Below are 26,737 nucleotides of genomic sequence, written 5' to 3' on the forward strand. Positions count from 1 at the left end.
TTATGTCCGGTGGTGGCAGTGTCCGCGGAACATGCTCATTCCACAGTCCAATCTCCGGGGGACTTGCTCATTTCTTAGCGAAATCTCCAGAGGGCATGCTCATTCCTTGGCGAAGTCTCCGTGGGACATGCGCATTCTTCGCTGCCAGGGCTGGGCATGAGGGGATTATGTCCACTGGGCACGGGCAGGGGAGGGCATGTCCCGAGGGGCGGACGCGGCTGTCAGTGGCACCGCCTAGACTTAGATACACCATGGATATGTTGTTTGACCCTTACGCCGACGGACCCTTCCAAGCTGCCTCCAAGGCGGCGGCAGGCACAAAATCGCGGGCCGGGTCCGGCCTGGCCGGCGTGGATTCAGGGTCGGATCTTGCCCCGCACGGCGGCCCGCACGGCGGCAGCGCGCACGGCGGCGGCCCGAACGGCGGCAGCGCGCACGGCGGCCCTGACGGCGGCTGGGACCGCCCGTCGCTTCCGAACGCCAGCGAACTCCTCGAGGGGCTGAACCCCGAGCAGGAAGAAGCGGTCAAGCACGCCGGCAGTGCCCTGCTGATTGTGGCCGGGGCGGGATCGGGCAAGACCCGCGTGCTCAGCAACCGGATCGCCTACCTCATCGCCACTCGGCGTGCCCACCACGGCGAGATCCTGGCCATCACGTTCACCAACAAGGCCGCGGCCGAAATGCGGGAACGGATCGAGGCACTGGTCGGCGGCCGGGCCAAGACCATGTGGATTTCCACCTTCCACTCCTCCTGCGTCCGGATTCTGCGTCGCGAGGCCAAGAATGTCGGGCTGAACTCCAACTTCTCGATCTACGACTCCGCCGACTCACTGCGCCTGATCACGCTGGTCGCCAAGAACCTTGACCTTGACCCCAAGCGCTTCGCGCCCAAGGCCATCCAGCACAAGATTTCCGCGCTCAAGAACGAGCTCATCGACGCCGACAGCTACTCCTCCAGTGCCAATTACAACGAACCATTCGAGCAGGCCGTCGCCGAGGTCTTCAAGGGCTACACCCAGCGCCTGCGCCAGGCCAACGCCATGGACTTCGATGACCTGATCGCCGAGACCGTCTACATGTTCCGGGCCTTCCCGGCGCTCGCCGACTCCTACCGGCGCCGCTTCCGGCACGTCCTCGTGGACGAATACCAGGACACGAACCACGCCCAGTACGCCCTGGTGCGCGAGATCGTCGGCGAGGGCCCCGATGCCGCCGAGCTCACCGTCGTCGGCGATTCAGACCAGTCCATCTACGCCTTCCGCGGCGCGGACATCCGCAACATCGTGGAGTTCGAGAAGGACTACCCGGACGCCCGCACCATCAAGCTCGAGCAGAACTACCGCTCCACCCAGACCATCCTCAGCGCCGCCAACTCGGTGATCTCCCGCAACCCCAACCGGCCGGAGAAACGGCTCTGGACGGCCGAGGGCGACGGCGAGAAAATCGTCGGCTACGTCGGCGAGAACGAACACGACGAGGCCCAGTTCATCGCCAAGGAAATCGACCGGCTCCAGGACGAGGGCAATCTGCGTCCCGGCGACGTCGCCATTTTCTACCGCACCAACGCCCAGTCCCGCTCGATCGAGGACGTCCTGGTCCGGGTGGGACTGCCCTACAAGGTGGTCGGCGGCACCCGCTTCTACGAGCGCAAGGAGATCAAGGACGCCCTCGCCTACCTGCGGGTCCTGGTTAACCCCGACGACGACGTCAACCTCCGCCGCATCCTCAACGAACCCAAGCGCGGCATCGGCGACCGCGCAGAGGGTGCCGTCGCCTCCCTCGCAGAGCGTGACCGGACTTCCTTCATGGCTGCCGCGAGGCGAGCCGATGAAGCCCCGGGCATGGCGACCCGCTCGGTCAACGCCGTGCTGGGCTTCGTGAAACTCCTCGACGACCTCGCCGAGGTGGCCTCCGGCTCCGGCGCGGCCGCGGCGCTGGAAGCAGTGCTCGAACAGACCGGCTACCTCGCCGGGCTGCGTTCCAGCACCGACCCGCAGGACGAATCGCGGGTGGAGAACCTCGCCGAGCTGGTCGCCGTCGTCCGGGAATACGAACGCGACAACCCCGAGGGCTCGCTCGGAGCCTTCCTGGAGCAGGTCTCCCTCGTGGCCGACGCCGACCAGATCCCGGACGCCCCCGGGGCCGATATCGACGCCGCCGTCGCCGAAGCCAAACGGCTCGGCGTCGTGACCCTGATGACCCTGCACACTGCCAAGGGCCTGGAGTTCCCGGTCGTGTTCCTGACCGGCATGGAGCACGGGCTGTTCCCGCACCAGCGCTCCGCCACGGATCCCAAGGAACTGGCCGAGGAACGCAGGCTGGCCTATGTGGGCCTGACGCGGGCCCGGAAGCGGCTCTACCTGACCCGCTCCGAAGTGCGCAGCATGTGGGGCCAGAGCCAGTACAACCCCGCCAGCCAGTTCATCGAGGAGATCCCGGCCGAGCTGGTCGAATGGAAACGGGAAGGCGCCAGCCGCCAGAGCGGGGGCTGGGGGAGCGGTGCCGCGATCGGGTCCAGCCGCTACGGCGGATCGTTCTGGGGTGCCGGGACCGCCCGCGGTGCCGCAGCCAGCCCGTCCGCGGGCTTCAACGCCGATGTTCCCGCCGCGGTGGCCAAGAACAGGGTCCAGCCGCAGAAGGAAGTCGTCGCCGTCAGCGTGGGGGACAAGGTCAACCACACCAGCTTCGGCAACGGCACCGTCCTGGCGGTGGAAGGCGCCGGGGACAAGACGGTCGCCAAGGTGAAGTTCGACGTCGGCGAGAAGCGGCTGCTGCTGCGCTACGCGCCGCTGACCAAGCTGGACGCCTAGCTGGACGCATAGCTGAACCCCTAGCGGGAGCCGGGTGACTGGTCGGCGTCAGCACCCCGCGCTGCCGGCGGCACCCGTCCGCCGGCGCCCCGCGCTGCCGGCGGCACGGGCTGTTCCCGTACATTACGAACCCGCCGCTGCAGCCGGCGAACATCCCTTCCGCACGCCGTCGGACACCCCAAAAACCCCGTAATCTAGCGGTTTTTCTACGCTCCATAGAATAGTGTCCTTACTCACATAACGGGTACTCTGGAACGGGCTGGTCCGATCGAAGGACTAGAGTTCCCAAAGGAGCATTGCGCCGTGTGGCTCGTTTCCAAGCTTGTCGCAGGGTGCGTTTATTCCGCAGCCCGGTAACCGCGAGTACGTGGGGTCCGGCTGTACAGAAACTACTTCGACGTAGAAGGACACTAAACCGTGGACCTGTTTGAATATCAGGCGCGCGATATGTTCGAGGCGCACGGTGTACCCGTGCTTGCTGGCATCGTGGCGCACACCCCTGAAGAAGCAAAGGCAGCTGCCGAGAAAATCGGCGGCGTAACTGTCGTAAAGGCGCAGGTCAAGGCCGGAGGCCGCGGCAAGGCCGGCGGCGTCAAGGTCGCGAAGACCGCTGACGAAGCGTTTGAACACTCCACCAACATCCTCGGGATGGACATCAAGGGCCACACCGTCCACCGCGTGATGATCGCCCAGGGTGCAGACATCGCCGAGGAATACTACTTCTCCGTCCTTCTGGATCGGGCCAACCGCAACTACCTGGCCATGTGCTCGGTAGAAGGCGGCATGGAAATCGAGCAGCTCGCCGTTGAGCGCCCCGAAGCCCTGGCCAAGATCTCGATCGACCCGGCCGTGGGCATCGACCAGGCCAAGGCTGACGAAATCGTCGCCGCTGCAGGCTTCGCCGAGGAACTGCGTGGCAAGGTCGCCAGCGTAATCCTGAAGCTCTGGGACGTTTTCAAGAAGGAAGACGCCACCCTCGTGGAGGTCAACCCGCTGGTCCTGACCGGCGCCGGTGACATCGTTGCCCTCGACGGCAAGGTCTCCCTCGACGAGAACGCCGACTTCCGCCACCCCAAGCACGCTCACCTTGAAGACAAGGACGCTGCTGACCCGCTCGAGGCCAAGGCCAAGGCGCAGGACCTCAACTACGTCAAGCTGGACGGCGAAGTCGGCATCATCGGTAACGGTGCCGGTCTGGTCATGTCCACCCTCGACGTCGTTGCTTACGCCGGCGAGAACCACGGCAACGTCAAGCCCGCCAACTTCCTGGACATCGGCGGTGGAGCGTCCGCCGAGGTCATGGCAGCAGGCCTCGACGTCATCCTGGGCGACCCGCAGGTCAAGTCCGTCTTCGTCAACGTCTTCGGCGGCATCACCGCCTGTGACGCCGTCGCCAAGGGCATCGTCGGTGCACTGGCCGAGCTGGGCCACTCCGCGAACAAGCCGCTGGTAGTCCGCCTCGACGGCAACAACGTTGAGGAAGGCCGCCGCATCCTGGCCGAGGCCAACCACCCGCTGGTTACTCTGGCCGCCACCATGGACGAGGGCGCCGACAAGGCTGCCGAGCTCGCCAACGCAGCGAAGTAGAGGGACTCGACTATGTCTATTTATCTGAACAAGGACTCCAAGGTCATCGTCCAGGGCATCACCGGCGGCGAAGGCACCAAGCACACCGCCCTGATGCTCAAGGCCGGCACCAACGTTGTTGGCGGCGTCAACGCCCGCAAGGCCGGCACCACGGTCCTGCACGGCGACAACGAGATCACCGTTTTCGGCACCGTCAAGGAAGCCATGGCCGAGACCGGCGCTGACGTTTCCATCGTCTTCGTGCCGCCGGCATTCACCAAGGACGCCGTCGTTGAAGCCATCGAGGCCGGCATCGGCCTGGTCGTGGTCATCACCGAAGGCGTGCCGGTGCAGGACTCCGCCGAGTTCTGGGCACTGGCCCAGTCCAAGGTTGACGCCAACGGCAAGCAGGTCACCCGCATCATCGGACCGAACTGCCCCGGCATCATCACCCCGGGTGAGGCCCTCGTCGGCATCACCCCGGCGAACATCACCGGCAAGGGCCCCATCGGCCTCGTCTCCAAGTCGGGCACCCTGACTTACCAGATGATGTACGAACTGCGCGACCTCGGCTTCTCCACCGCCATCGGCATCGGCGGCGACCCGGTCATCGGCACCACCCACATCGATGCCCTCGAAGCCTTCGAAGCCGACCCGGAGACCAAGGCGATCGTCATGATCGGCGAAATCGGTGGCGACGCCGAAGAGCGTGCCGCCGACTACATCAAGGCACACGTCACGAAGCCTGTTGTTGGCTACGTGGCCGGCTTCACCGCTCCGGAAGGCAAGACCATGGGCCACGCAGGCGCCATCGTCTCGGGTTCCGCGGGCACCGCCCAGGCCAAGAAGGAAGCCCTCGAGGCTGCCGGCGTCAAGGTCGGCAAGACGCCGTCCGAGACCGCCAAGCTCCTGCGCGAGGTCTTCGCGACCCTCTAGGTCCGAGGCACCACAGCACTACAAGCGACGCGGGGTCACTGACGGCCCATTCCACTCGGTGGGATGGGCGCGAAGGGACCCCGCGTTGCTTCTTTAAATACAACTTTGAGTACGACGGCGGCAGGCCACCTTCCCCCGGGAGGTGAGCTGACGCCGTCGTACTCTTTAAGGCCCCTGCGTTCCTAGACCTTGGCCCCGGTGAGGACTTCCTCGAGCTTTTCGTAGGCTTCGGACAGGCCGCCCTCCATGCCGGACTGCGCCATGCCATCGCGGGCCTCCATGCTGGGGTAGACCGCGTGGGCGCTGAGCCGCGAACGGCCGCCGCCGAGGTCCTCGAAGGTCAGGAACTCAATGCTCACCACATCGGGGTAGCCGTCGAACTCGAAGGTCTGGATGGCGAAGTCGTTCTCGCGGACGGTGTGGAAGACGCCGCTGAAAACATAGGCGCTGCCGTCCGGCCCGGTGTGGGTGTAGCGGTAGCCGCCGCCGGTCCTGAAGTCGTAGTGGCTAACGCTCATGGTCATCTGCCGCGGCCCCAGCCACTGGGCCACGAGCTCCGGGTCCTTGTGTGCCCGGAAGACCTCGGACACGGGAAAATCGAATTCGCGCTCGATATCGATGAAGGGCAGCCCCTCGGGGACCGTCAGTTTCAGTGCGTTGCTCATGATGCGTCCTTTGCCTGTGTGCCGCCGCGGGCGGCGCGGATTTCAAGCACGGCGTCAAGGCTGCGGAATTGCCCCTCGCGGACCAGCCGGTACTGGTCGATCCAGGCGGTGAGCGCTTCCAGCCGTGCGGGATTCAGGTGCACGGGCCGGCGCTGGGCGTCACGGGTGCGCGTGACAAGTTGCGCCTGCTCGAGGACCTGGATGTGTTTCGAGACTGCCTGCTTGCTGATCGCGAAAGGCTCCGCCAGTTCATTGACGGTGGCCGGACCCCGGCTGAGCCGGGCGATGATGCGGCGGCGGACCGGATCGGCGAGGGCGAGGAAGGCCGCGTCGAGCTCGGCGTCGTCACGTGCTTCCACTCGGTGTCCCACCTCCTCGTCCCAAAGTCTCCGCGTCCCAAATCTCCGCGCAATCAGGATCTCTGCGCAACTCAGATTGTAATCAACGAACTCGTTGATCAACCTCTACGTTGTTAACGTACCGCCGAAGCCGTAGTCCGTGCAATACCCCAAACGGCGTGGAAATCCTTGCGTCCCTTCGTTCGAGTTTGTTAGTATGTCAGGACAAACTACCGAAGGAGATGCGAGTGCCTCTCGTGCGAATTGATGTCAATCAGGGCCGCAGTGCGGAGCAGCTCCGCGGAATCAGCGGGGGAATCCATGCTGCGATCGTGGCCGAATTTGGCATTCCGGAGCGGGACTACTTCCACGTGCTGACCGAACATTCCGCCGGGCAGATTGTCGCCCAGGATGCCGGGCTCGGCTTCGAGCGAACACCGGATGTGGTGATGATCCAGATCTTCACCCAGGCCGGGCGCAGCCAGCCAGCCAAGCAGTCTCTGTTTGCCGCCATTGCAGACAGGCTGGCCGACGTGGGGGTTGCCGGCGAGGACGTTTTCATCGGATATGTGGAGAACACCGCGGGGGACTGGTCGTTCGGCTTCGGGCGGGCCCAGTACGTCACCGGTGAGCTTGGGGTCCCTGCCAAGTAACTGCCGCGGCGATCCCGGCCCTTCTGGCGCCGCAGCGACACCCGGGCCGAGGGGCTTTTGAAGGCTCCCGTGTCATGTTGTAAATATGTCAGTACAAACCTTTGACAGTACATGGATTCTAAGGCAAAGTAGTGGTTGTGGCCCGGCTCACGCCGGCCCCTAAGCACCGAATAAGCACCGAAGCTCAGGCTGCGCAAAGGTATCGAGTTCACACCAGAAAGGTCCACGATCACCGTGACCCACGAATTGCTTACGATCGGGCGAATCAGTGTTGATATCTACCCGAACGACATCGGGGTGGATCTGGAGGATGTCACTTCCTTCGGAAAGTACCTTGGCGGATCCCCGTCCAACGTAGCGGTCGCCGCTGCCCGCCACGGCCGGCGCACCGCCGTCATCACCCGCACCGGCGACGACGCCTTCGGCAAGTATCTGCACCGCGAACTGCGCAAGTTCAACGTGGACGACTCCTTCGTCACGGCGGTCAAGGAGTGGCCCACAGCAGTCACGTTCTGCGCCATCAAGCCGCCGGAAGACTTCCCCCTCTACTTCTATGGACGCTTCCCCACAGCACCTGACCTGCAGATCAAGGCCGAGGAGCTGGACCTGGACGCCATCAGGGACGCCGGAATCTTCTGGTCCACCGTCACCGGTCTCTGCCAGGAGCCCAGCCGTACCGCCCAGCTCACGGCACACGAGGCACGGCCCCGCACCGGCCTCAAGGAAGGCCAATTCACCATTCTGGACCTCGACTACCGGCCGATGTTCTGGACCTCCGAGGAGGATGCCCGGGAACAGGTAGCCAAGATCCTGCCGCACGTCACCGTCGCGATCGGCAACGACAAGGAATGCGCCGTCGCCGTCGGTGAGGGCACACCGGACGAACAGGCGGACCGGCTGCTCGCGGCCGGCGTCGAAATCGCCGTCGTGAAGCTGGGCCCGGAAGGGGTCATGGCCAAAACCCGCACCGAACGCGTGGTTTCCGCCCCGGTACCTGTGGAAACCGTCAACGGCCTCGGTGCCGGCGACTCCTTCGGCGGGGCCTTCTGCCACGGCCTGCTCTCCGGCTGGCCCCTGGCCCAGGTCCTCGACTTCGCCAACGCCGCCGGCGCCCTCGTCGCCTCCCGCCTGTCCTGCGCCGACGCCATGCCGACGCCGGAAGAAGTCACGGGCCTGCTCGCCGAACGCGGCCGCCTGCTGCCGGGTACCTACGCCCCCGAAGGAGCAGCACTGTGAGTGCAAACCCAGCCGGCGCCACCGTTGCGGTGAACGACGATCCCCGCCGCTATGAGCACCTGAGCATCATCCGGCTCGAAGACCCGGAAGCGATTGCCCGCGCCGCCAAGGCCCGGCGCCGCCACCCCGGCGTCCGGTCCCACCGGCAGAACTTCATTGTCGCCGCCGACCACCCCGCCCGCGGCGCCCTCGCCGTCGGGAACGATCCCGTGGCCATGGCCGACCGCCGCCAGCTCCTGGACCGCCTGCGGATCGCCCTGGCCAACCCGGACGTGGACGGTGTCCTCGCCTCACCGGACATCATGGACGATCTGCTCCTGCTCGGCGCGCTCGACGGCAAGCTGCTTTTCGGCTCGATGAACCGCGGCGGGCTCTCCGGCCTGGTGAACGAATTCGACGACCGCTTTACCGGCCACACCGCGGCCGCGCTCGAGGCCCTGGGCGCCGACGGCGGCAAGATGCTGACCCGCATCTGCCTCGATGACCCGGACACGGTGGCCACCCTCGAAGCGACCGCGAAGGCCATCGACTCCCTCGCCGAACGCAAGCTGATCGCCATGGTGGAACCGTTCCTCTCTGTCCGTGAAAACGGGAAGGTCCGCAACGACCTCTCCACCAACGCCGTCATCAAGTCAGTCGCTATCGCCGAAGGCCTCGGCGCGAGCAGCGCCTACACCTGGATGAAGCTCCCCGTGGTGGCCGAGATGGAACGCGTCATGGCGTCCACCACGATGCCCACCGTGCTCCTCGGCGGAGACCCGGAGGGCAGCCAGGACGACGTGTTCTCCAGCTGGCAGGCTGCCCTGGCCTTGCCCGGCGTCCAGGGCCTCACCGTCGGCCGGACCCTGCTCTACCCGCAGGACGGCGACGTCGCCGGCGCCGTGGCAACCGCCGCCTCACTGCTGCACCACACCGAATCCACCCGCACCAAAGAAGTATCGGAGTAGCTTCCCATGGGAATGAGCCCTGCATCAGGAACACGCAGAATGACGGTCGCCCAGGCCGTCGTCGAATACCTGTCCAAGCAGTACACCGTTGATTCGGTCGGCGGCCAGGACTTCCGGGAACGCCTGATTCCGGGCACGTTCGGCATCTTCGGCCACGGCAACGTGGCCGGCGTCGGCCAGGCCCTCAAGCAGTACCAGCAGCTCGATCCGACGATCATGCCGTACTACCAGGGCCGCAACGAACAGGCCCAGTCCCACCAGGCCGTCGGCTTCGCCCGCCACACCCGCCGCCGCCAGACCTTCGCGATCAGCACCTCGATCGGCCCGGGTTCCTCGAACCTGCTCACCGGTGCGGCGCTGGCCACCACGAACCGGCTGCCGGTCCTGCTGCTGCCGAGTGACACGTTCGCGACCCGCGCCGCCGACCCCGTGCTGCAGCAGCTCGAACAGCCCTATGCCTACGACATCACCGTCAATGACGCGTTCCGGCCGCTGTCGAAGTTCTTTGACCGCGTTTCCCGGCCCGAGCAGCTGTTTTCCGCGTTTCACCACGGCCTCCGTGTCCTCACCGACCCGGCCGAGACCGGCGCGGTCACAATCTCGCTGCCCCAGGACGTCCAGGCCGAAGCCTTCGACGTGCCCGCGGAATTCCTGGCCGAGCGCGAATGGCGGATCCGCCGTCCGGACGCCGACGACGAGGACATCCGCCGCGCCGCCGAGGCGATCCGCGCCGCCAAGCGCCCGCTGATCATCGCCGGCGGCGGCGTGCTCTATGCCTACGCCAACGAGGAACTCGCGAAGTTCGCCGAGCTGACTGGCATTCCGGTCGGCAACACCCAGGCGGGCGTCGGCGTCCTGCCCTGGGACCACAAATTCTCCCTCGGGGCCATCGGCTCCACCGGCACGACGGCGGCGAACGCCATCGCCGCCGAGGCGGACCTCATCATCGGGATCGGCACCCGCTACGAGGACTTCACCACTGCGTCCCGGACCGCGTTCGAGAACCCGGCCGTGAAGTTCATCAATATCAACGTCGCCGCCATCGATGCCTACAAGCACGGCACCTCGCTGCCGATCGTGGCCGACGCCCGCAAGGCCCTGGTGAAGCTGAACCAGGCCCTCGGCGGCTACCGCATCGGCGCGGACCTCGAACAGCAGATCGCGAACGAGAAAAAGCGCTGGGACGCCACCGTGGACGAGGCGTTCGATACCCGGTTCACGCCGCTGCCGGCGCAGAACGAGATCATCGGCGCGAYGAACCGCGCCATGGACCCCCAGGACGTCGTCATCTGCGCCGCCGGCTCGCTCCCCGGTGACCTGCACAAGATGTGGCGCGTCCGGGATCCGTTCGGCTACCACGTCGAATACGCCTACTCCTGCATGGGCTACGAGATCCCGGGCGGCCTCGGGGTCAAGCGCGCTGCCCTGGCCGAAGCCGCGAAGGGCGGGGCGCAGCGCGACGTCGTCGTTATGGTGGGGGACGGCTCCTACCTGATGATGCACACCGAACTCGTCACCGCCGTCGCCGAGCGGATCAAGCTGATTGTGGTCCTGATCCAGAACCACGGCTACGCCTCGATCGGCTCGCTCTCCGAATCCCTCGGCTCCCAGCGCTTCGGCACCCAGTACCGGGCCCTGGACGAGGAGCACCACAGCTTCGACGACGGCGAACGGCTCCCGGTGGACCTGGCCCTGAACGCCGAAAGCCTCGGCGTGAAGGTGATCCGGATCGAACCGGGGGAGAAGGTCATCGCGGAGCTCGAGCAGGCCATCCGCGATGCCAAGGCCGCCCCCGAACGCGGCGGCCCGATCGTCATCCACGTGGAATCCGATCCGCTGCTGGATGCGCCCAGCTCCGAGTCGTGGTGGGACGTTCCGGTCTCCCAGGTCTCCGAGCTCGACTCGACGAAACAGGCTTTCCAGACCTACACCGCCCACAAGGCCCGCCAGCGCAAGCTGCTCGGCTGACCCCCCTTCAACACCACGAACAGCCACAGACCAAGGAAGTCCATCACCATGTCAACGACGACCGTCACCACCATCCGCCACTTCATCAACGGCGCCGAAACCGCCGGCGAGGGCACCCGCACCCAGCCCGTCTACAACCCCGCCACCGGCGCCGTCTCCGCGGAGCTGCGGCTGGCCAACCGGGCCGACCTGGACGCCACCGTTGCCGCCGCCCGCGCCGCCGCCGATTCCTGGGGCGATATTTCCCTGGCCAAGCGCACCGCGGTGCTGTTCAAGTTCCGCGAACTCGTCGCCGCCCACGTGGACGAGCTCGCCGAGCTGATCACGGCCGAGCACGGCAAGGTCCTCTCCGACGCGAAGGGCGAGATCGGCCGCGGCCTGGAGGTCATCGAGTTCGCCTGCGGCATCCCGCAGCTGCTCAAGGGCGACTACTCGGACCAGGTCTCCACGGGGATCGATGTGTTCTCCTTCCGCGAGCCGCTCGGCGTCGTCGCCGGCATCACCCCGTTCAACTTCCCGGTCATGGTGCCGCTGTGGATGGCCCCGATGGCGATCGCCACCGGCAACGCCTTCATCCTCAAGCCCTCCGAGCGCGACCCCTCCGCCTCCATGCTGCTCGCCAAGCTGTGGAAGGACGCGGGCCTGCCCGACGGCGTCTTCCAGGTCCTGCACGGCGACAAGGAAACGGTCGACGGCCTCCTGACCCACCCGGACGTGGATGGCATCTCCTTCGTCGGTTCCACCCCGATCGCCCGGTACGTCCACGAGACCGCCACCAAGCACGGCAAACGCGTCCAGGCCCTGGGCGGCGCGAAGAACCACGCGATCATACTGCCCGACGCCGACCTCGACAACGCCGCCGACCACCTCGCCGCCGCCGCGTTCGGCTCCGCCGGCGAGCGCTGCATGGCCATCTCGGTCGCGGTCGCCGTCGGTGACGCAGCGGACCTGCTGGTCAAGAAGGTCGAAGAGCGCGCACTGGCCGTCAAGGTCAACAACGGCACGGCCCCCGGCGCCGACATGGGACCCGTCATCACCCCGGCATCCAAGGAACGCATCGTCCGGATCGTCACCGAAGCCGAAACCGCAGGCGCCGCCTTGGTGGTGGACGGCCGCGACCTGGTGGTCCCCGGCCACGAGGACGGCTTCTGGGTCGGCCCCACCGTCCTGGACCACGTCAAGTCCGAGATGACCGCCTACACCGAGGAAATCTTCGGGCCCGTCCTCGTCGTGGTCCGGGTCGAGGACCTCGACGCCGGCATCGCCCTGATCAACGCCAACCCCTACGGCAACGGCACCGCGATATTCACGTCCTCCGGCGCCGCAGCCCGGAAGTTCCAGCGCTCCGTCACCGTGGGCATGATCGGCATCAACGTCCCGCTGCCCGTGCCGGTGGCCTACCACTCCTTCGGCGGCTGGAAGGCCTCACTGTTCGGCGACAAGCACATCTACGGCCCCGAAGGCGTTTCCTTCTACACCCGCGGCAAGGTGGTCACCTCCCGGTGGCCCGAAGCCAGCCACGCCTCCGGCGCCTCCTACAGCTTCCCCTCCAACTGATCCCCACCTCGACCAACCACGATCGATTGCTCCGTAACCGCCGTTTTGAGCGTCGAAAACGGCACTTGCGGAGCAATCGATGAGAAGGATTCGAAATGACTGAGAACAAGCTGATCATTGGCACCGCGCCGGACTCCTGGGGCGTCTGGTTCCCGGATGACCCCCAGCAGACCCCGTGGGAGCGCTTCCTCGACGAGGTCGCCGAATCCGGCTACAAGTGGATCGAGCTGGGCCCCTACGGCTACCTCCCCACCGACCCGGCGCGGCTGGCTGAAGAGCTCAAACAGCGCGACCTCAAGGTCTCGGCCGGGACTGTGTTCACCGCTTTCCACCGCGGCCTGGACCAGTGGGACATCGCGTGGGAACCGGCCCGCAAGGTTGCCGAACTCACCGCCGCGATGGGCGGGGAGCACATGGTGGTCATCCCGGCGATGTGGCGCGACGACGTTACCGGGGAAGCCGTGGAGAGCGGCGAGCTCAGCGAAAAGGCCTGGGCCGACCTCTTCGCCGGCCACAACCGGCTGGGCAAGACGCTGCTGGAGGACTTCGGCCTGAAACAGCAGTTCCACTCGCACGCCGACTCCCACGTCGGCGCGCAGGAGGACATCGAAACCCTGCTTGCCGCCACCGACGCCCAGTACCTCAACCTCTGCCTGGACACCGGCCATGCCGAATACTGCGGGGCCTCCAGCCTTGAGCTGATCAAGAACTACCCGGACCGGATCGGCTACCTGCACCTGAAGCAGATCAACCCGGACATCCTCAAAAAAGTAAACGCGGAAAACATGACCTGGGCCGCCGCCAACCTGGCCGGCGTCATGACCGAACCGCCGAACGGCCTGCCGGACCTGCGCGCCGTCATCGAAGCCGTGGAGGCGCTGAACCGGCCGATCTTTGGCATTGTGGAGCAGGACATGTACCCCGTGGCCTTCGATGTCCCGATGCCGATCGCCAAGCGCACCCGCAACTACCTGCTCTGCTGCGGCTCCCGCACCGCCGTCAACTAGTTCCACTAGATTCGAAAGAAGACCCACCATGACAAAGATCCTCCGCGTGGCCGTCATCGGCGCCGGCCGTATGGGCGCAGATCACATCCAGCGGCTCAACACCCGCATCCACGGCGCGGAAGTCGCCGCCGTCGTCGACGTCGACCTCTCCCGCGCGCAGGCCGCCATCGAAGGCATCCCGGGCGCCGTCGCCCTGACCGACGCCGAGGAAGCCCTCAACAACGGCGACGTCAACGCCGTGCTGATCGCCACCCCCGGGTTCCTGCACGAGGACATCCTGCTCAAGGCGATCGCCAAGGACATCCCGATTCTCTGCGAAAAGCCGCTCACCCCGGATGCCGGGTCCTCCTGGAAGATTGTCGAGGCGGAGCAGAAACTGGGCCGCAAGCGCATCCAGGTCGGCTTCATGCGCCGCTTCGACGCCGAGTACGCCGCCCTTGGCAAGATTATCCGCGACTCCGAACTCGGCGAGCTGCTCATGCTGCACCACCAGCACCGGAACCCCACCACCCCGCCGGGCTTCACCAACGAGATGCTGATCAACGACTCCGTGGTCCACGAATTCGACGCCATCCGCTACTTCACCGGCGAGGAAATCACGTCCGTCCAGGTCCGCCTCGGCAAGCCCACGAGGAACGCCCCGGCCGGCCAACACGACCCGCAGCACGTGCTGATCGAGACCGAATCCGGTGTCCTGGCCGACGTCGAAATCTACGTCAATGCGAAGTTCGGCTACGAGGTGGCCACCCAAGCCTCCTTCGAGGACGGCATCGTCAGCATCGGCGGGGACAAGGGCCCGTACACCCGCAGCGACGGCCGCTGGGGCGGTAATGTCACCCCCGGCTTCGAGGAACGCTTCGGGGCAGCGTACGACGTCGAAATCCAGTCCTGGGTGGACGCGGCCCTGCGCGATGAGATCGGCGGCCCCACCGCCTGGGACGGCTACGCCACGGCAGCGTGCTGCGAGGCCGGCGTCGAGGCGCAGAAGAACGGCGAGAAGGTCACCGTAAAGCTCAACGCCAGGCCCGCCCTGTACCGCTAGGAACCCTGCCGGCCGGCGCCCTCTCCTGCCAACATCGCGGCGCCGGCCGCACGTCCGCCAGATCGACCATGGAGTGTTCACCGTGAAAATCGCCCTTGACCCCACCCCGTTCCACCACAGCCACGGACTCCTCGAGTTCCCGCGCGTGGTGGCCGACCTCGGCTACAAGTACATGCAGATGACCCCGCACGCCGATTTCATCCCCTTCTTCAACCACCCGAAGGCCGACGACGAGCTTGTGGGCCAGCTGAAGGCGGCCTGCAAGGACGCAGGAATCGAGATCGCGTCGGTGCTGCCCGTGCTGCGCTGGTCGGGCCCGGACGAGGACGCACGCGAGGCCGCCGTCCGCTACTGGAAGCGCGCCATCCAGATCACCGTGGACCTGGGCGTTGGCACCATGAACACCGAGTTCAGCGGCCGGCCGGAGAAGGCCGAGGAATCCGAGCGGGCCTTCTACCGCTCCATGGAGGAACTGCTCCCCATCATCGAGCGGGAGGGAATCGACCTGCTGATCGATCCGCACCCGGACGACTTCGTCGAGGAGGGCCTGGCCGCGATCCGGGTGATCCGCGGGCTGAACTCGAAGAACGTGGGCCTGGTCTACGTGGCCTCGCACAGCTTCCACATGAAGAACGCGCCGCTGGAGATCATGCGGGCCGCCGGGGACAAGCTCCGCCTGGTCCACGTCGCCGACACGATGGACCACCACGCCTCCCACGGACTGCGCTACATCACCAACCCGCCCGGGAACCCCGTCCGGGTGCACCAGCACCTGAAAATCGGCGACGGCGACGTCAACTGGGACGAGTTCTTCGGCGGGCTGCAGGAGATCGGTTTCCTGGACCGCGAAGACACGGTGATGGTCTCCAGCGTCTTCGCCGAGGACGACAACGCCGAGGAGGTCTCCCGGTACCAGCTGGAGACCATGAAGCAGCGCGTCGCGAAGGCGAGCCTATAACTGCGGCCGATATGAGGTCGCTAGCCAAACCGGCGACAAACTAGTCCCCGCCCGAAGAAACCCCCGCCCCGGCACCACCCAACTGACTCGCAGTTAAGGCCGTTCTGAACCCTCATAACGGCCCCTGCTGCGAGTCAGTTGGGTGCGGGCGGGGGTTTTTGCGTTGTGGCGGTTGTGGCGGTTGTGGCGTTGTCGCGCGCGAGGCGGTTGGCGGGCTAGACCGCGGCGTGCAGGCGGGGGAGGGCGTCGACCAGCGGCGCCAGTTCCGGCACCTCCTGGGCCTCGGCCAGTGCCCGTTCCAGTGTGGCGTCGTGAACCGGCCTGCTCTGCTCGAGCAGCGTGATGCCGCTGGGGGTGAGCTCGGTGTAGATCCCGCGGCGGTCATCCGCGCACAGGATCCGGGTCAGCAGACCGCGGTCTTCGAGCCTGTTGACCAGGCGCGTGGTGGCACTCGCGCTCAACGCGGTGGCGCGGGCCAGTTGCTGCATACGCATGTGCCAGCCGTCCTGCCGGCTCAGCGCGTCCAGCACGGTGTACTCCACCACGGAGAGCTGCGCCTCGGCCTGCAGGGAACGCTCCAGCTCGGACTCGATCAGCCCGTGCAGGGCCGCCAAGGTCCGCCAGCCTTGCGCCCGGACCTCGACGGCGTCGTCCTTGATGCCCATCAGGTGTTTCCCTTCAGTTCGTATGCCCGGCGGGGTGGTGACGGGCACATTAAATGATAGTTGCTTGCGCGCTCTATCTGCTTGTGCAAGAATAAATAACGCGTCTGCAACTACTAGCTTACGCGCCATACCCCATCCCGTACAGCTTTGTAAGGAGCACCCCCATGCCTGTTGGCCTGATAGCCCTCGCCCTCGGCGGGTTCGGCATCGGACTCACCGAGTTCGTCATCATGGGCCTGCTGCCGCAAGTGGCCGCAGACTTCCACGTCACCGAGGCCACCGCGGGCTGGCTCATCTCTGGCTATGCGCTCGCCGTCGTGGTCGGGGCGCTTGGCCTCACCGCTGCCGTGACGCGCTTCGAACGCAAGCCCGTGCTGGCCGTGCTCATGGTGCTGTTCATCGCCGGTAACCTGGTTTCCGCCATTGCGCCCGATTATTCGCTGATGATGATCGGCCGCATCATTGCCGCGCTGGCGCACGGCGCATTCTTCGGTATCGGCGCGGTGGTGGCCGCCAGCATGGTGGCGCCCAATAAGAAGGCCGGCGCGATTGCGATCATGTTCACCGGCCTAACGGCGGCGAATGTGCTCGGTGTCCCGTTCGGCACCATGCTGGGACAGGCCGCGGGCTGGCGCTCCACGTTCTGGGCCATCACGGTCATTGGCGTCCTCGCCCTGGCCGGCATCCTCGCCCTTGTGCCAAGGACCGGCTCCGGCGAATCAGCCGCTGGTTCTGCCTCTGGCGGCCTGCGCGGCGAGCTCCGCGCCTTCCGGTCCGGGCAGGTCTGGCTCTCCATCCTCGTCACCATCCTCGGCTACGGCGGCATGTTCGGCGCCTTCACCTACATCGCCTTCACCCTCACCGAGGTCACCGGCTTCTCCGCCGCCACGGTGCCGTGGCTGCTGATCCTCTTCGGCGTCGGGCTCTTCATCGGCAATACCCTCGGCGGCAAGGCGGCCGACAAGAACGTGGACCGCACGCTGGTCGTTGTCCTCGCCATCCTGGTGGTGGTGCTCGTGCTCTTCGCCCTGACCGCGGGCAACCAGCCGGTGACCATCGCCACCATGGTGCTGCTGGGCGGCTTCGGCTTCGCCACGGTTCCGGGACTGCAGATGCGCGTCATGAAATACGCCAGCAGCGCTCCCACCCTGGCCTCCGGCGCCAACATCGGCGCCTTCAACGTCGGCAATGCCCTGGGCGCCTGGCTGGGCGGCGTCACCATCACCGCCGGGCTCGGCTACACCTCGCCCATCTGGGCCGGCGCCGGGATCACCCTGCTTGGCCTGGCCGTGATGGTCTTCGCTGCGGCACATGCCAAGCGCCTGCCGACGGCCGGCGGATCAACCGCTCCCGTCACCGCAGCGGCGGAAACCAGCACCGACCTTCACGCCACCGAGGCCGCAGCCGTTGCCCGCTGACCGCCTGTCCGCTGACCGCCCGACCGCAACCACAGGAGACACCATGAACTCAATTCCCCATATCGTCCTCAACAACGGGGTGCGGATGCCACAGCTGGGCTTCGGCGTCTTTCAGATTCCCGACGCCGAGACCACCGAGGCGGTAGCAGCGGCGCTCGAGGCCGGCTACCGGAGCATCGACACGGCTGCCATCTACGGAAACGAGACCGGAACGGGCCGCGCGCTCGCGGAATCCGGTATCGCCCGGGAAGACCTGTTTGTCACGTCCAAGCTCTGGATCGACGACCTCGGCTACGAACCAGCCCTGGCTGCTTTCGACGCGAGCCTGGACAAGCTGGGCCTCGACTACCTCGATCTTTACCTGATCCACTGGCCCGCTCCGGCGTCCAACCAGTACGCCGACTCCTGGCTGGCACTTGAGAAACTCCTTGCAGACGGCCGGGTCAGGGCCATCGGCGTCTCCAATTTCGAGCCGGGGCACCTGCAGCGGCTCATCGACCTGGGCGGAACGGTGCCGGCCGTCAACCAGGTGGAGCTGCACCCGGCCCTGCAGCAGCACGACGTGACGGTGTTCAACGCGGCACACGGCATTGCAACGGAGGCCTGGAGCCCGTTGGCCCAGGGTGCCCTGCTGGCAGATCCGGCCATCCGGGAGATCGCCACCCGGCACGGCAGAACCCCGGCGCAGATCATTCTGCGCTGGCACCTGCAGCAGGGAAGGATCGTCATTCCGAAGTCAGTGACGCCGGCCAGGATCCGGGAGAACCTGGATGTGTTCGGCTTTGATCTCGCCGCGGGCGAACTGGCAGCCGTGGATGCCCTTGAGCGAAGCGGACGCACGGGACCGGATCCGGCCACATTTAATGGCTAGCCGAACGGCCTAGCGGCCGAATGGCAGCCGCGGGTCCAGGTCCTGGCCCTCCCAGGTCTGGCGGATCCAGCCGTGGTGCGGGTCATCGCTGATGAGCCAGTCGCGGACCGGGCCAGGGCCGGCCATGACGTTGAGGTAATACATGTCGTAGCCGGGGGCGGCCATGGCAGGTCCGTGCCATCCGTAGGGCACCAGGACGACGTCGCCGGTCCGGACCTCGGCCGCAACGTCGATGGGCCGGTCGTCGGAGGCGTAGACGCGCTGGTACCCGATGGCGTCCTCGGCGCCCGGGCGCTGCGGCGCCCCGGGCGTCACACGGGTTTCGAAGTAGTAGATCTCCTCGAGGCTGGTCTCGCCGTCCTTCTCCTCATCGTGCTTGTGCGGGGGATAGGAGGACCAGTTCCCAGCCGGGGTGAGGACCTCGCAGACGATGAAACGGTCCGCCTCCAGCGCGGCGGGGGTGCCGAAGTTGTGGACCTGGCGGGAGCAGTTGCCCGCTCCACGCAGTTCCACCGGCGTCTCGGCGGCGGTGATGAGGCGGGTCGGGTAGGAGGCTTTGGCCGGCGCGGTGGCTACCGCCACGCGTCCGCCGTCGGCCGAGGTGATGGCCACCCCCTTGCCGGTTCCCGTGTAGAGCACGTCGCTGGGGCCGCTGAAGACGCTGTCCCGGCCGGCCAGGGGATAATCCTGCCCGGCCACGGTCGCCACGAAGGAGCCGTTGAGCGGGATCACGATGCGTTCTTCCGCGGCGCCGTCCAGTCCGACGGCGCCGCCGGCCGCCAGGGTGGCGACCTTCAGCCCGGTATGCGCCCAGCCGTCCACCTCCAGTGCGGAGTCGGACGTTCCGATGGAAACGTCCCACTTGCCTTCGGCGGCGGTGCCGAGCGGATAGACCCAGTTGGCCATGGAAGCTGCCCTTTCGTTGTCGCGCCGGAGGAAGGCGCGTGTGTGTGCGTGGTTGGAGCCGGTGGCGCCCGTCGCTGGGCGCCTACCTCTGGACGCTTATCTTTGAACACTTACCTCTGAACGAGTGTCATTTCGAAGCTGTAGGAATCCGCCCGGTAGACGTGGTGACCGGTTTCCACATTGCGTCCGGTGTCGTCCACGGCGGTCCGCTCCATGGTGACCAGAGCGGAGCCGGGCGTGGTCTCGAGCAGCGGCGCCTGGTAGTCGTTGGCGATCATGGCGCCGATCCGCTGCGAGGCCAGGCGGAAGTTCACGCCGCCGTTTCGCAGGATGGCGTAGAGGCCCTGCGAACCCAGGCTCGCCTCGTCGATGGCCGTAATGTCGTCCCGCACCCAGTTCTCCATCAGGGCCAGCGGTTTGCCGCCCACTTTCCGGAGCCTGGTGAAGTGGTAGACCTTGGCGCCGACCGGCAGGTGCAGGGCTGTCCGGGTCACTGCGTCCGCCTCTTCGTGCGAGAAGCTGAGCACGTCGGTGGTGGGCTTGCTGCCGTTGTTGCTGAGGTCGTCGTAGAGGCTGGACAGTTCCAGCGGGCGGCGGACCTGGCTGGAGACCACCTGGGTGCCGACGCCGCGCTTACGGACCAGAAGGCCGGAGCGGACCAGCTCATCCATGGCTTTGCGCATGGTGGGCCGGGAAAGGTTCAGCTGGGCGGCCAGGTCGATCTCATTTTCCAGCCGGCTGCCGGGCTCCAGCAGCCCCGTGTGTATCGCTGCCTCGATGCCCTGCACCACTTGGTGGTACAGCGGCACCGGGGAAGAGCGGTCGATCCGCAGATTAAGTTGATTCGCCACTGGGCGTGCTCCCTTGCGCTCCGCGGCGGCCGAAGTGCCGGCCGCTCCGCGTATGTCAGGCTATGTTCGCTTGATAGGACATACTGCCTTTTTCTGATAGTAGCAGGGCCGCCGCGGGCAGCCAAGGGCCGTCCTGAGGCGCCGGGAGAGTAGGGGCTGGGCGGACACGTTCGGCATGGTCAGGTCCGAAAATTTGTGGACTCTTCGGCATTGTGTTACGTCAAAACATCCTAATGTCAGGACAAACTATTGACAACTGTGATTGGAGTCACCATGATCGGTTGTAGATGGCTCACGGACTGACGCGATGAAGCGGTCGGCGTGGCCCGGAATCAAAGGAGATTGATCGTGACCAAGTTCTCGTGGCGGAAGGCGACCCTCGTGGCGGCCGTTGTACCCATGCTGGCCCTGAGCGCGTGTTCCAGCACCGGCGGCAAGCCCGCAGACTCAGGCGCTGCGGCCGGCGGCGGCCAGGTTGCCTCGACGCCCCGCATTAAGATCGCCTTGATAACCCACGCACCGGCGGGTGACACGTTCTGGGACACCGTCCGCAAGGGCGCCGAGGAAGCGGCCGCGAAGGACAATGTTGAACTGCTGTACACGGGTGATCCGGAAGCCGGCCGGCAGGCCCAGCTGATCCAGCAGGCCGTGGACCAGAAAGTGGACGGCATCGCCGTAACCCTGGCCACGCCGGACGCGCTGAAGGACTCGCTGAAGAAGGCCACTGACGCGGGCATCCCGATTGTCAGCCTGAACGCCGGCGAAGGGGTCTCCCAGGCACTCGGAGCCTTCACCCACTTCGGCTCCAACGAGCAGCTCGCCGGTCAGGCCGTGGGCACGAGGCTCGCTGCCGAGGGTTACAAGCACCCGGTCTGCGTCATCCAGGCACAGGGTCACGTAGGCCTGGAAGCCAGGTGTGCCGGTGTGAAGGCCAAGGTGCCCGGCACAGAGATCCTGTACGTGAACGGTGCGGACATGACCTCCGTCGAATCGACGGCAACCGCCAAGCTGCAGGCATCCAAAGACGCTGATGTCATCATCGGTCTGGGCGCTCCCATCACCCTGACCCTCCTGAAGTCCGTTGCGACGGCCGGAAGTTCGGCCAAGGTTGCCAGCTTCGACCTGAACAAGGAACTGGCCCAGAAGATCGACGACGGCAGTGTGCTGTTCACGGTGGACCAGCAGCCGTGGTTGCAGGGCTACAGCGCGGTCGATGCGCTGTGGCAGAACAAGCGCGGCGGATTCAAGATCGGCGGCGGCCAGCCCGTCCTGACGGGACCCGCGATCGTCGACAAATCAAATGCGGCCGATGTCCTGAAGTTCGCCGAGCAGGGTATCCGCTAACAGCCCGCTGGCCGGGCCGGTTCGCGCCGGCCCGGCAGCAAGGAGAATTATCATGACCATCACCCAGACAAAGACCACATCGCCGGCGCCCGATGAGCGCGTCGCCAAGCGCAGTCCGTTCCAGAAACTTCTCGGACGTCCCGAGGTCGGTGCCCTCGTGGGCGCGATCGTCCTCTTCATCTTCTTCGCGTTGGTTTCCCCGACGTTTACCCAGCCCGGCGCCCTGGCGACCATCCTCTACGGCAGTTCCACGATCGGGATCATGGCGGTGGGGGTGTCCTTGCTGATGATCGGCGGCGAGTTCGACCTTTCCACCGGCGTCGCCGTGATCACCTCGGCGCTGACGGCGTCGCTGTTTAGCTGGTACTTCACCACGAACGTCTGGGTCGGCGTCGGCCTGGCCCTGGTGGTGTCCCTGTCCATCGGCTTCATCAACGGCTGGATCCTGATCAAGACCAAGCTGCCTTCCTTCATCGTCACCCTCGCCACGTTCCTGATGCTGACCGGCCTGAATCTGGGCCTGACCCGGCTGATCGGCGGCTCCGTGTCCTCACCCTCGATCTCCAACATGGAGGGCTTCGCCTCCGCCCGGGCGATCTTCGCCTCCTCGGTGAACATCGGCGGCGTCGACATCAAAATCACCGTGTTCTACTGGTTCGCGCTTGTCGCGGTGGCCACCTGGGTGCTGATGCGGACCCGGGTGGGCAACTGGATCTTCGCCGTCGGCGGCGACGCGAACGCGGCCCGCGCCGTGGGCGTGCCGGTCAAGGCCACCAAGATCGGCCTGTTCATGGCCGTGGGGTTCTGCGCCTGGGTCCTGGGCATGCACAACCTCTTCGCCTTCGACACCGTGCAGTCCGGTGAAGGCGTGGGCAACGAGTTCCTCTACATCATCGCCGCGGTGATCGGCGGCTGCCTCCTCACCGGCGGCTACGGCTCGGCGATCGGCGGCGCGATCGGCGCGTTCATCTTCGGCATGGCCAACAAGGGCATCGTCTACGCGCAGTGGAACCCGGACTGGTTCAAGTTCTTCCTGGGCCTGATGCTGCTGCTGGCCACCATCGTCAACCTCATCGTCAAGCGCCGCGCGGAACTGAAGTAAAGGGGCCCCGAGAAAATGAATGCCAAAGAGATCGACCAGCAAACGCTGCTCCAGAACGAAAAAGACCCCCTCACGCACACGCCCGTGCACCTGCTCTCCCTCGACGGAGTCGGCAAGCACTACGGCAACATCATCGCCCTGTCCGATGTCACCATGGCGGTGGACAACGGCCGCGTCACCTGCGTGCTGGGCGACAACGGCGCGGGCAAGTCCACCCTGATCAAGATCATCGCCGGCCTGCACCAGCACGACGCCGGGGTGCTGAACATCATGGGCGAGGAACGGAAGTTCGATTCACCCCGTGACGCCCTGGACGTCGGCATCGCCACCGTCTACCAGGACCTCGCGGTGGTGCCCCTGATGCCGATCTGGCGGAACTTCTTCCTCGGCTCGGAGCTGACGAGCGGTTTTGGCCCGTTCAAGAGCATGGACGTCGAGAAGATGAAGGACATCACGCTCAAGGAACTCGCCGAGATGGGCATCGACCTGCGCGACGTGGAGCAGCCCATCGGCCAGCTCTCCGGCGGTGAACGCCAGTGTGTCGCGATCGCCAGGGCCGTGTACTTCGGCGCGAAGGTCCTGATCCTGGATGAGCCCACCGCGGCCCTGGGCGTGAAGCAGTCCGGCGTGGTCCTGCGCTACATCCTGCAGGCCCGCGACCGCGGCCTCGGGGTCATCTTCATCACCCACAACCCGCACCACGCCTTCCCGGTCGGTGACCGCTTCCTGTTGCTCAAACGCGGCAAGTCGATCGGCTACTACGACAAGAAGGACATCACCCTGGACGAACTCACCGCCCAAATGGCCGGCGGCGCCGAACTCGCCGAACTCGCCCACGAACTCGAACAGCTCGGCGGCCACGGTGACGTGGTCAAGGAAGTCCAGGGCGAAGTCGCCGACGTGTCCCAGACCACCGGCAAGAGCTACGAGTAACTGCCGTCCCAATTCCTGAAAGGACAAGCCTTTGGCTTATCTCAACCGCAACCCGTCCGACGCCGCCGTGCCGGTGCGGATCGGACTCATCGGCTCGGGCTGGATGGGCGCCTTCCACGCAGAGAGCATCGCCCGCCGGGTCCCCGGCGCCGTCCTTGCCGCCATCGCGGATCCCAACCTTGAATCCGCCGGGGCGCTGGCCGGCGCCCTGGGCACCACGAAGGTGACCGCCGACGCCGCCGACCTCCTGGCAGACCCGGAGATTGACGGCGTCGTCATCGCCAGCCCCGCACGCTTCCACTCCTCCCTGATCGGCCAGGCCGCAGCCGCCGGAAAGCACGTCTTCTGCGAGAAGCCCGCCGGGCTGGGACTTGAGGAGCTCGACGCCGCCCTTGCCGCCGTCGACACCGCCGGGGTGCACTTCCAGATCGGCTTCAACCGCCGGTACGCCGCAGACTTCCAGGCAGCCAAGAAGGACCTCGCCGCCGGAATCGCGGGGCAGCCGCAACTGCTGCGTTCGCTGACCCGGGACCCGGGCACCGGAAGCATCGGCCACGCCGCAAGGATCCCGGCGTGGACCATCTTCCTCGAAACCCTGATCCACGACTTCGACACCCTGAACTGGTTCAACGAAGGCGCCGAACCCGTGGAGGTCTACGCCGTCGCCGACGCGCTCGTGGAACCGGGACTGCGGGACCAAGGCTTCCTGGACACCGCCGTCGTGACCATCCGCTACAGCAACGGCGCGATCGCCGTCGCCGAGGCAAACTTCAGCGCACTCTACGGCTACGACATCCGCGGGGAGGTCTTCGGCTCCAAAGGCATGGTCCAGGCCGGCCGCGCCACCGAAACCGCAGCCCGCCGGTTCACCGCCGAGGGGATGTCCGCCGACACCCCGCGGCTGAACGTCGAGCTCTTCCGGCAGGCCTACACGGATGAGCTGGTGGACTTCGCCGACGCCGTGTGCGCCCGGCGTGACGGCCGAAGCGACGGCCGAAGTCACGGTATGGCGCCGGAGCCGAAGCCTTTCACCCTCACACCGGGAGCCAACGACGCCCGGCGCGCACTGGCCATGGCGCTGGCCTGCATCGAGTCGGTCAAGCAGGGCACACCGGTGCCCGTCAACGAGAAGGCAGTCCTCTGATGCGGCTCGCCGTCTGCGCTGAGATGGTCTTCACGGACCTGCCGTTCACGGAGCGGGTGCGCCGGCTCCACGACGCCGGCTTCGACGTCGAACTCTGGGACTCGCGGTCCAAAGACATCGGCGCGCTCCAGGCCACCGGGGCGGTGTTCTCGTCCATGACCGGATACACCGCCGGCAGCCTCGTGGATCCGGACACGGCCGACGAGGTGGTGCGGACCGCCGAAACCCTGATCCCCACCGCCCTGGAGCTGGGTGTCAGCCGGCTGGTGGTCCACCCGGCCGAACTCGTCAACGGCCACGCGGCCCGGCCGGTCTACCGCTCCAGCGGCCACATGTGGGCCACCGGTGCCCGGACCCTGGAACGGCTGGGGCACCTCGGCGAGAAGCACGGCGTGACGTTCTGCCTCGAGAACCTCAACACCATCCTGGACCACCCCGGCATCCCGCTGGCCCGGGCCAAGGACACCCTGGCGCTCGTGCAGGCCGCCGGGCACCCGAACGCCAGGCTCATGCTGGACCTCTACCACGCCCAAATGGGGGAGGGGAACCTGGTCGAGCTCGTCCGGACCGCCCTGCCGTACATCGGCGAAATCCAGGTGGCGGACGTTCCCGGCCGCTGCGAACCCGGAACCGGGGAAATCAACTACGCGGCCGTCGCCAGGGCGCTCACGGAGGCAGGCTACGAAGGGACCGTTGGCATGGAAGCCTGGGCCAGCGGCGATAGTTACGCCGCCCTGGAGGCCTTCCGTTCAGCGTTCACCGTGACCGCCAAGGCAGCGGCATGAAGGACGTCGTTCTCGGACTCGTCGGCGTCGGCCGGATCGGCGTCATGCACGCCAACAACATCGCCGCCCTCAACGGGGTCCTGAATCCGCAGGGCATCAACGTCCGGCTCCGGCTCACCGACGTCGCCGAGGAGCATGCCCGGACGGTGGCCTCCGGACTCGGCGCCGACTTCCTGCCCTCGGTCCAGGCCTTGCTTGGCTCCGGCCTGGACGGCCTGGTCATCGCCACCGGAACCGGAACCCACCCCGAGCTCATCAAGGCGGGGGTAGACGCCGGGATCCCGGTCTTTTGCGAGAAGCCCGTGGCCCTGAACGTGGCCGACGCCCTGCCGGTGCTCGACTACATCCGGGACCGGCAAGGCGTGGTGCAGATCGGGCATCAGCGCCGGTTCGACGCCGGCTATCTGGAGGCCCGCCGCGCCTACCAGGCCGGCGAGCTGGGCTGGATCCATTCCCTGCGCGCCGTCACGTGCGACATGACGCCGCCGCCGGTCGAGTTCCTGGCCGGCTCCGGCGGGTTGTTCCGGGACTGCTCGGTGCACGATTTCGACATCCTGCGCTGGCTCACGGGCCGCGAAATCGTCGAGGTGTACGCCAAGGGCTCCAACAACGGGGATCCGGCCATTGGTGAGGCCGGCGATGTGGACACGGCCCTCGCGCTGGTGACGTTCGACGACGGCACCGTGGGAACGGTCTCCGCCACCCGCTACAACGGGGCCGGCCACGACGTCCGGCTCGAAATCCAGGGCTCCCGCAACTCGCTGATGGTGGGTCTGGACGACAAGACGGCGCTGGCCTCCGCCGAGGCCGGGATCACCTTCCCCGCGGGGAAGCCGCACCAGACGTTTGCGGAGCGGTTCGAGGCGGCGTACCGGTCCGAAATGGCTGCCTTCGTCGAACTGATCCTGGGCCGCAGGGAAAACCCCTGCACCCCGGAAGACGCCGTGGCGGCCTCCCGGGTGGCCGATGCCGCCCAGGAATCGTTGGCCACCGGCGTCCCGGTCCGCGTGGCGGTGAGCGTCGCCGGCTGACCGC

General features: G+C 66.5%; 24 protein-coding genes. 19 read left to right on the forward strand and 5 right to left on the reverse strand.

What is annotated here, in order from left to right; all coding sequences use genetic code 11:
• Nucleotides 1–257: 257 nt before the first annotated feature.
• The 3 genes from pcrA to sucD all read left to right on the forward strand — a co-directional run bounded on the left by pcrA (nucleotide 258) and on the right by sucD (nucleotide 5,312).
• Complete coding sequence (gene pcrA / locus AC1DZQ_RS18370) at nucleotides 258–2,810, forward strand: DNA helicase PcrA (protein WP_476964924.1); 2,553 nt, start codon at nucleotides 258–260, stop codon at nucleotides 2,808–2,810.
• 417 nt (nucleotides 2,811–3,227) lie between these two features.
• Nucleotides 3,228–4,397 carry an ADP-forming succinate--CoA ligase subunit beta gene (gene sucC, locus AC1DZQ_RS18375; RefSeq protein WP_018776032.1) on the forward strand — a complete coding sequence of 390 codons (1,170 nt, stop codon included), beginning with the start codon at nucleotides 3,228–3,230 and terminating at the stop codon, nucleotides 4,395–4,397.
• A gap of 12 nt (nucleotides 4,398–4,409) precedes the next feature.
• On the forward strand, nucleotides 4,410–5,312 hold the full coding sequence (sucD, locus tag AC1DZQ_RS18380; RefSeq protein WP_090582639.1) for a succinate--CoA ligase subunit alpha: 903 nt from the start codon (nucleotides 4,410–4,412) through the stop codon (nucleotides 5,310–5,312).
• Nucleotides 5,313–5,494: 182 nt separating this feature from the next.
• On the opposite strand, the gene AC1DZQ_RS18385 is transcribed toward sucD, so the two are convergent.
• Together AC1DZQ_RS18385 and AC1DZQ_RS18390 are read right to left on the reverse strand one after the other, a co-directional pair.
• Nucleotides 5,495–5,977: an SRPBCC family protein gene (locus tag AC1DZQ_RS18385; protein ID WP_476964841.1), complete on the reverse strand. Its 483-nt coding sequence runs from the start codon at nucleotides 5,975–5,977 to the stop codon at nucleotides 5,495–5,497.
• Complete coding sequence (locus AC1DZQ_RS18390) at nucleotides 5,974–6,336, reverse strand: ArsR/SmtB family transcription factor (protein WP_476964842.1); 363 nt, start codon at nucleotides 6,334–6,336, stop codon at nucleotides 5,974–5,976. Before AC1DZQ_RS18390 ends, AC1DZQ_RS18385 begins: the two co-directional genes overlap by 4 nt.
• A 227-nt stretch (nucleotides 6,337–6,563) precedes the next feature.
• On the opposite strand from AC1DZQ_RS18390, the gene AC1DZQ_RS18395 reads away from it, so the two are divergent.
• The 8 genes from AC1DZQ_RS18395 to AC1DZQ_RS18430 all read left to right on the forward strand — a co-directional run bounded on the left by AC1DZQ_RS18395 (nucleotide 6,564) and on the right by AC1DZQ_RS18430 (nucleotide 15,683).
• On the forward strand, nucleotides 6,564–6,968 hold the full coding sequence (locus AC1DZQ_RS18395; RefSeq protein ID WP_476964843.1) for a tautomerase family protein: 405 nt from the start codon (nucleotides 6,564–6,566) through the stop codon (nucleotides 6,966–6,968).
• Between the two features lie 234 nt (nucleotides 6,969–7,202).
• Complete coding sequence (gene iolC / locus AC1DZQ_RS18400; RefSeq protein ID WP_476964844.1) at nucleotides 7,203–8,204, forward strand: 5-dehydro-2-deoxygluconokinase; 1,002 nt, start codon at nucleotides 7,203–7,205, stop codon at nucleotides 8,202–8,204.
• Nucleotides 8,201–9,151 (forward strand): Cgl0159 family (beta/alpha)8-fold protein, encoded by a 951-nt coding sequence (locus AC1DZQ_RS18405; protein ID WP_476964845.1) that lies wholly within the window; start codon nucleotides 8,201–8,203, stop codon nucleotides 9,149–9,151. Before iolC ends, AC1DZQ_RS18405 begins: the two co-directional genes overlap by 4 nt.
• 39 nt (nucleotides 9,152–9,190) lie before the next feature.
• Nucleotides 9,191–11,119, forward strand: coding sequence for a 3D-(3,5/4)-trihydroxycyclohexane-1,2-dione acylhydrolase (decyclizing) (gene iolD, locus AC1DZQ_RS18410; protein WP_476964846.1), 1,929 nt, complete (start codon nucleotides 9,191–9,193; stop codon nucleotides 11,117–11,119).
• A gap of 48 nt (nucleotides 11,120–11,167) precedes the next feature.
• A complete protein-coding gene (locus AC1DZQ_RS18415) occupies nucleotides 11,168–12,676 on the forward strand; it encodes a CoA-acylating methylmalonate-semialdehyde dehydrogenase (RefSeq protein ID WP_476964847.1) in 1,509 nt (502 codons plus the stop codon).
• A 95-nt stretch (nucleotides 12,677–12,771) separates the two neighbouring features.
• Nucleotides 12,772–13,683: a sugar phosphate isomerase/epimerase family protein gene (locus AC1DZQ_RS18420; protein ID WP_476964848.1), complete on the forward strand. Its 912-nt coding sequence runs from the start codon at nucleotides 12,772–12,774 to the stop codon at nucleotides 13,681–13,683.
• A 28-nt stretch (nucleotides 13,684–13,711) separates the two neighbouring features.
• Nucleotides 13,712–14,725: a Gfo/Idh/MocA family protein gene (locus AC1DZQ_RS18425; protein ID WP_476964849.1), complete on the forward strand. Its 1,014-nt coding sequence runs from the start codon at nucleotides 13,712–13,714 to the stop codon at nucleotides 14,723–14,725.
• Nucleotides 14,726–14,807: 82 nt separating this feature from the next.
• Complete coding sequence (locus AC1DZQ_RS18430; protein ID WP_476964850.1) at nucleotides 14,808–15,683, forward strand: sugar phosphate isomerase/epimerase family protein; 876 nt, start codon at nucleotides 14,808–14,810, stop codon at nucleotides 15,681–15,683.
• 215 nt (nucleotides 15,684–15,898) lie between these two features.
• Here AC1DZQ_RS18430 and AC1DZQ_RS18435 read toward each other — a convergent pair whose 3' ends face one another.
• Complete coding sequence (locus tag AC1DZQ_RS18435) at nucleotides 15,899–16,348, reverse strand: MarR family winged helix-turn-helix transcriptional regulator (RefSeq protein ID WP_476964851.1); 450 nt, start codon at nucleotides 16,346–16,348, stop codon at nucleotides 15,899–15,901.
• A 164-nt stretch (nucleotides 16,349–16,512) separates the two neighbouring features.
• Between AC1DZQ_RS18435 and AC1DZQ_RS18440 the strand changes: the two genes are divergently transcribed.
• Entirely contained in the window at nucleotides 16,513–17,766 is a 1,254-nt protein-coding gene (locus tag AC1DZQ_RS18440; RefSeq protein WP_476964852.1) for an MFS transporter, read from the forward strand.
• A 43-nt stretch (nucleotides 17,767–17,809) separates the two neighbouring features.
• Entirely contained in the window at nucleotides 17,810–18,637 is an 828-nt protein-coding gene (locus AC1DZQ_RS18445; protein ID WP_476964853.1) for an aldo/keto reductase, read from the forward strand.
• Nucleotides 18,638–18,646: 9 nt separating this feature from the next.
• Here the strand turns inward: AC1DZQ_RS18445 and iolB are convergent, their stop codons facing one another.
• Nucleotides 18,647–19,543, reverse strand: coding sequence for a 5-deoxy-glucuronate isomerase (gene iolB / locus AC1DZQ_RS18450; RefSeq protein ID WP_476964854.1), 897 nt, complete (start codon nucleotides 19,541–19,543; stop codon nucleotides 18,647–18,649).
• 110 nt (nucleotides 19,544–19,653) lie between these two features.
• Nucleotides 19,654–20,394, reverse strand: a complete 741-nt coding sequence (locus AC1DZQ_RS18455; RefSeq protein ID WP_476964855.1) for a GntR family transcriptional regulator — start codon at nucleotides 20,392–20,394, stop codon at nucleotides 19,654–19,656.
• Between the two features lie 348 nt (nucleotides 20,395–20,742).
• Between AC1DZQ_RS18455 and AC1DZQ_RS18460 the strand changes: the two genes are divergently transcribed.
• Genes AC1DZQ_RS18460 through AC1DZQ_RS18485 form a run of 6 tightly spaced genes read left to right on the forward strand, consistent with a single transcriptional unit; the run spans nucleotide 20,743 to nucleotide 26,733 of the window.
• Complete coding sequence (locus AC1DZQ_RS18460) at nucleotides 20,743–21,738, forward strand: substrate-binding domain-containing protein (protein WP_476964856.1); 996 nt, start codon at nucleotides 20,743–20,745, stop codon at nucleotides 21,736–21,738.
• A gap of 52 nt (nucleotides 21,739–21,790) precedes the next feature.
• The gene (locus AC1DZQ_RS18465) at nucleotides 21,791–22,840 is read left to right on the forward strand and encodes an ABC transporter permease (protein ID WP_476964857.1); all 1,050 of its coding nucleotides are present in this window, start codon (nucleotides 21,791–21,793) and stop codon (nucleotides 22,838–22,840) included.
• Nucleotides 22,841–22,855: 15 nt separating this feature from the next.
• A complete protein-coding gene (locus AC1DZQ_RS18470; protein WP_476964858.1) occupies nucleotides 22,856–23,773 on the forward strand; it encodes an ATP-binding cassette domain-containing protein in 918 nt (305 codons plus the stop codon).
• Between the two features lie 31 nt (nucleotides 23,774–23,804).
• On the forward strand, nucleotides 23,805–24,917 hold the full coding sequence (locus tag AC1DZQ_RS18475) for a Gfo/Idh/MocA family oxidoreductase (RefSeq protein ID WP_476964859.1): 1,113 nt from the start codon (nucleotides 23,805–23,807) through the stop codon (nucleotides 24,915–24,917).
• Nucleotides 24,917–25,702, forward strand: coding sequence for a TIM barrel protein (locus tag AC1DZQ_RS18480; RefSeq protein WP_476964860.1), 786 nt, complete (start codon nucleotides 24,917–24,919; stop codon nucleotides 25,700–25,702). The genes AC1DZQ_RS18475 and AC1DZQ_RS18480 overlap by 1 nt, the downstream gene beginning before the upstream one ends.
• The gene (locus tag AC1DZQ_RS18485; RefSeq protein ID WP_476964861.1) at nucleotides 25,699–26,733 is read left to right on the forward strand and encodes a Gfo/Idh/MocA family protein; all 1,035 of its coding nucleotides are present in this window, start codon (nucleotides 25,699–25,701) and stop codon (nucleotides 26,731–26,733) included. The genes AC1DZQ_RS18480 and AC1DZQ_RS18485 overlap by 4 nt, the downstream gene beginning before the upstream one ends.
• Nucleotides 26,734–26,737: the final 4 nt, after the last annotated feature.

The sequence above is a fragment of the Arthrobacter sp. P1_C12_2 genome, assembly GCF_056406415.1.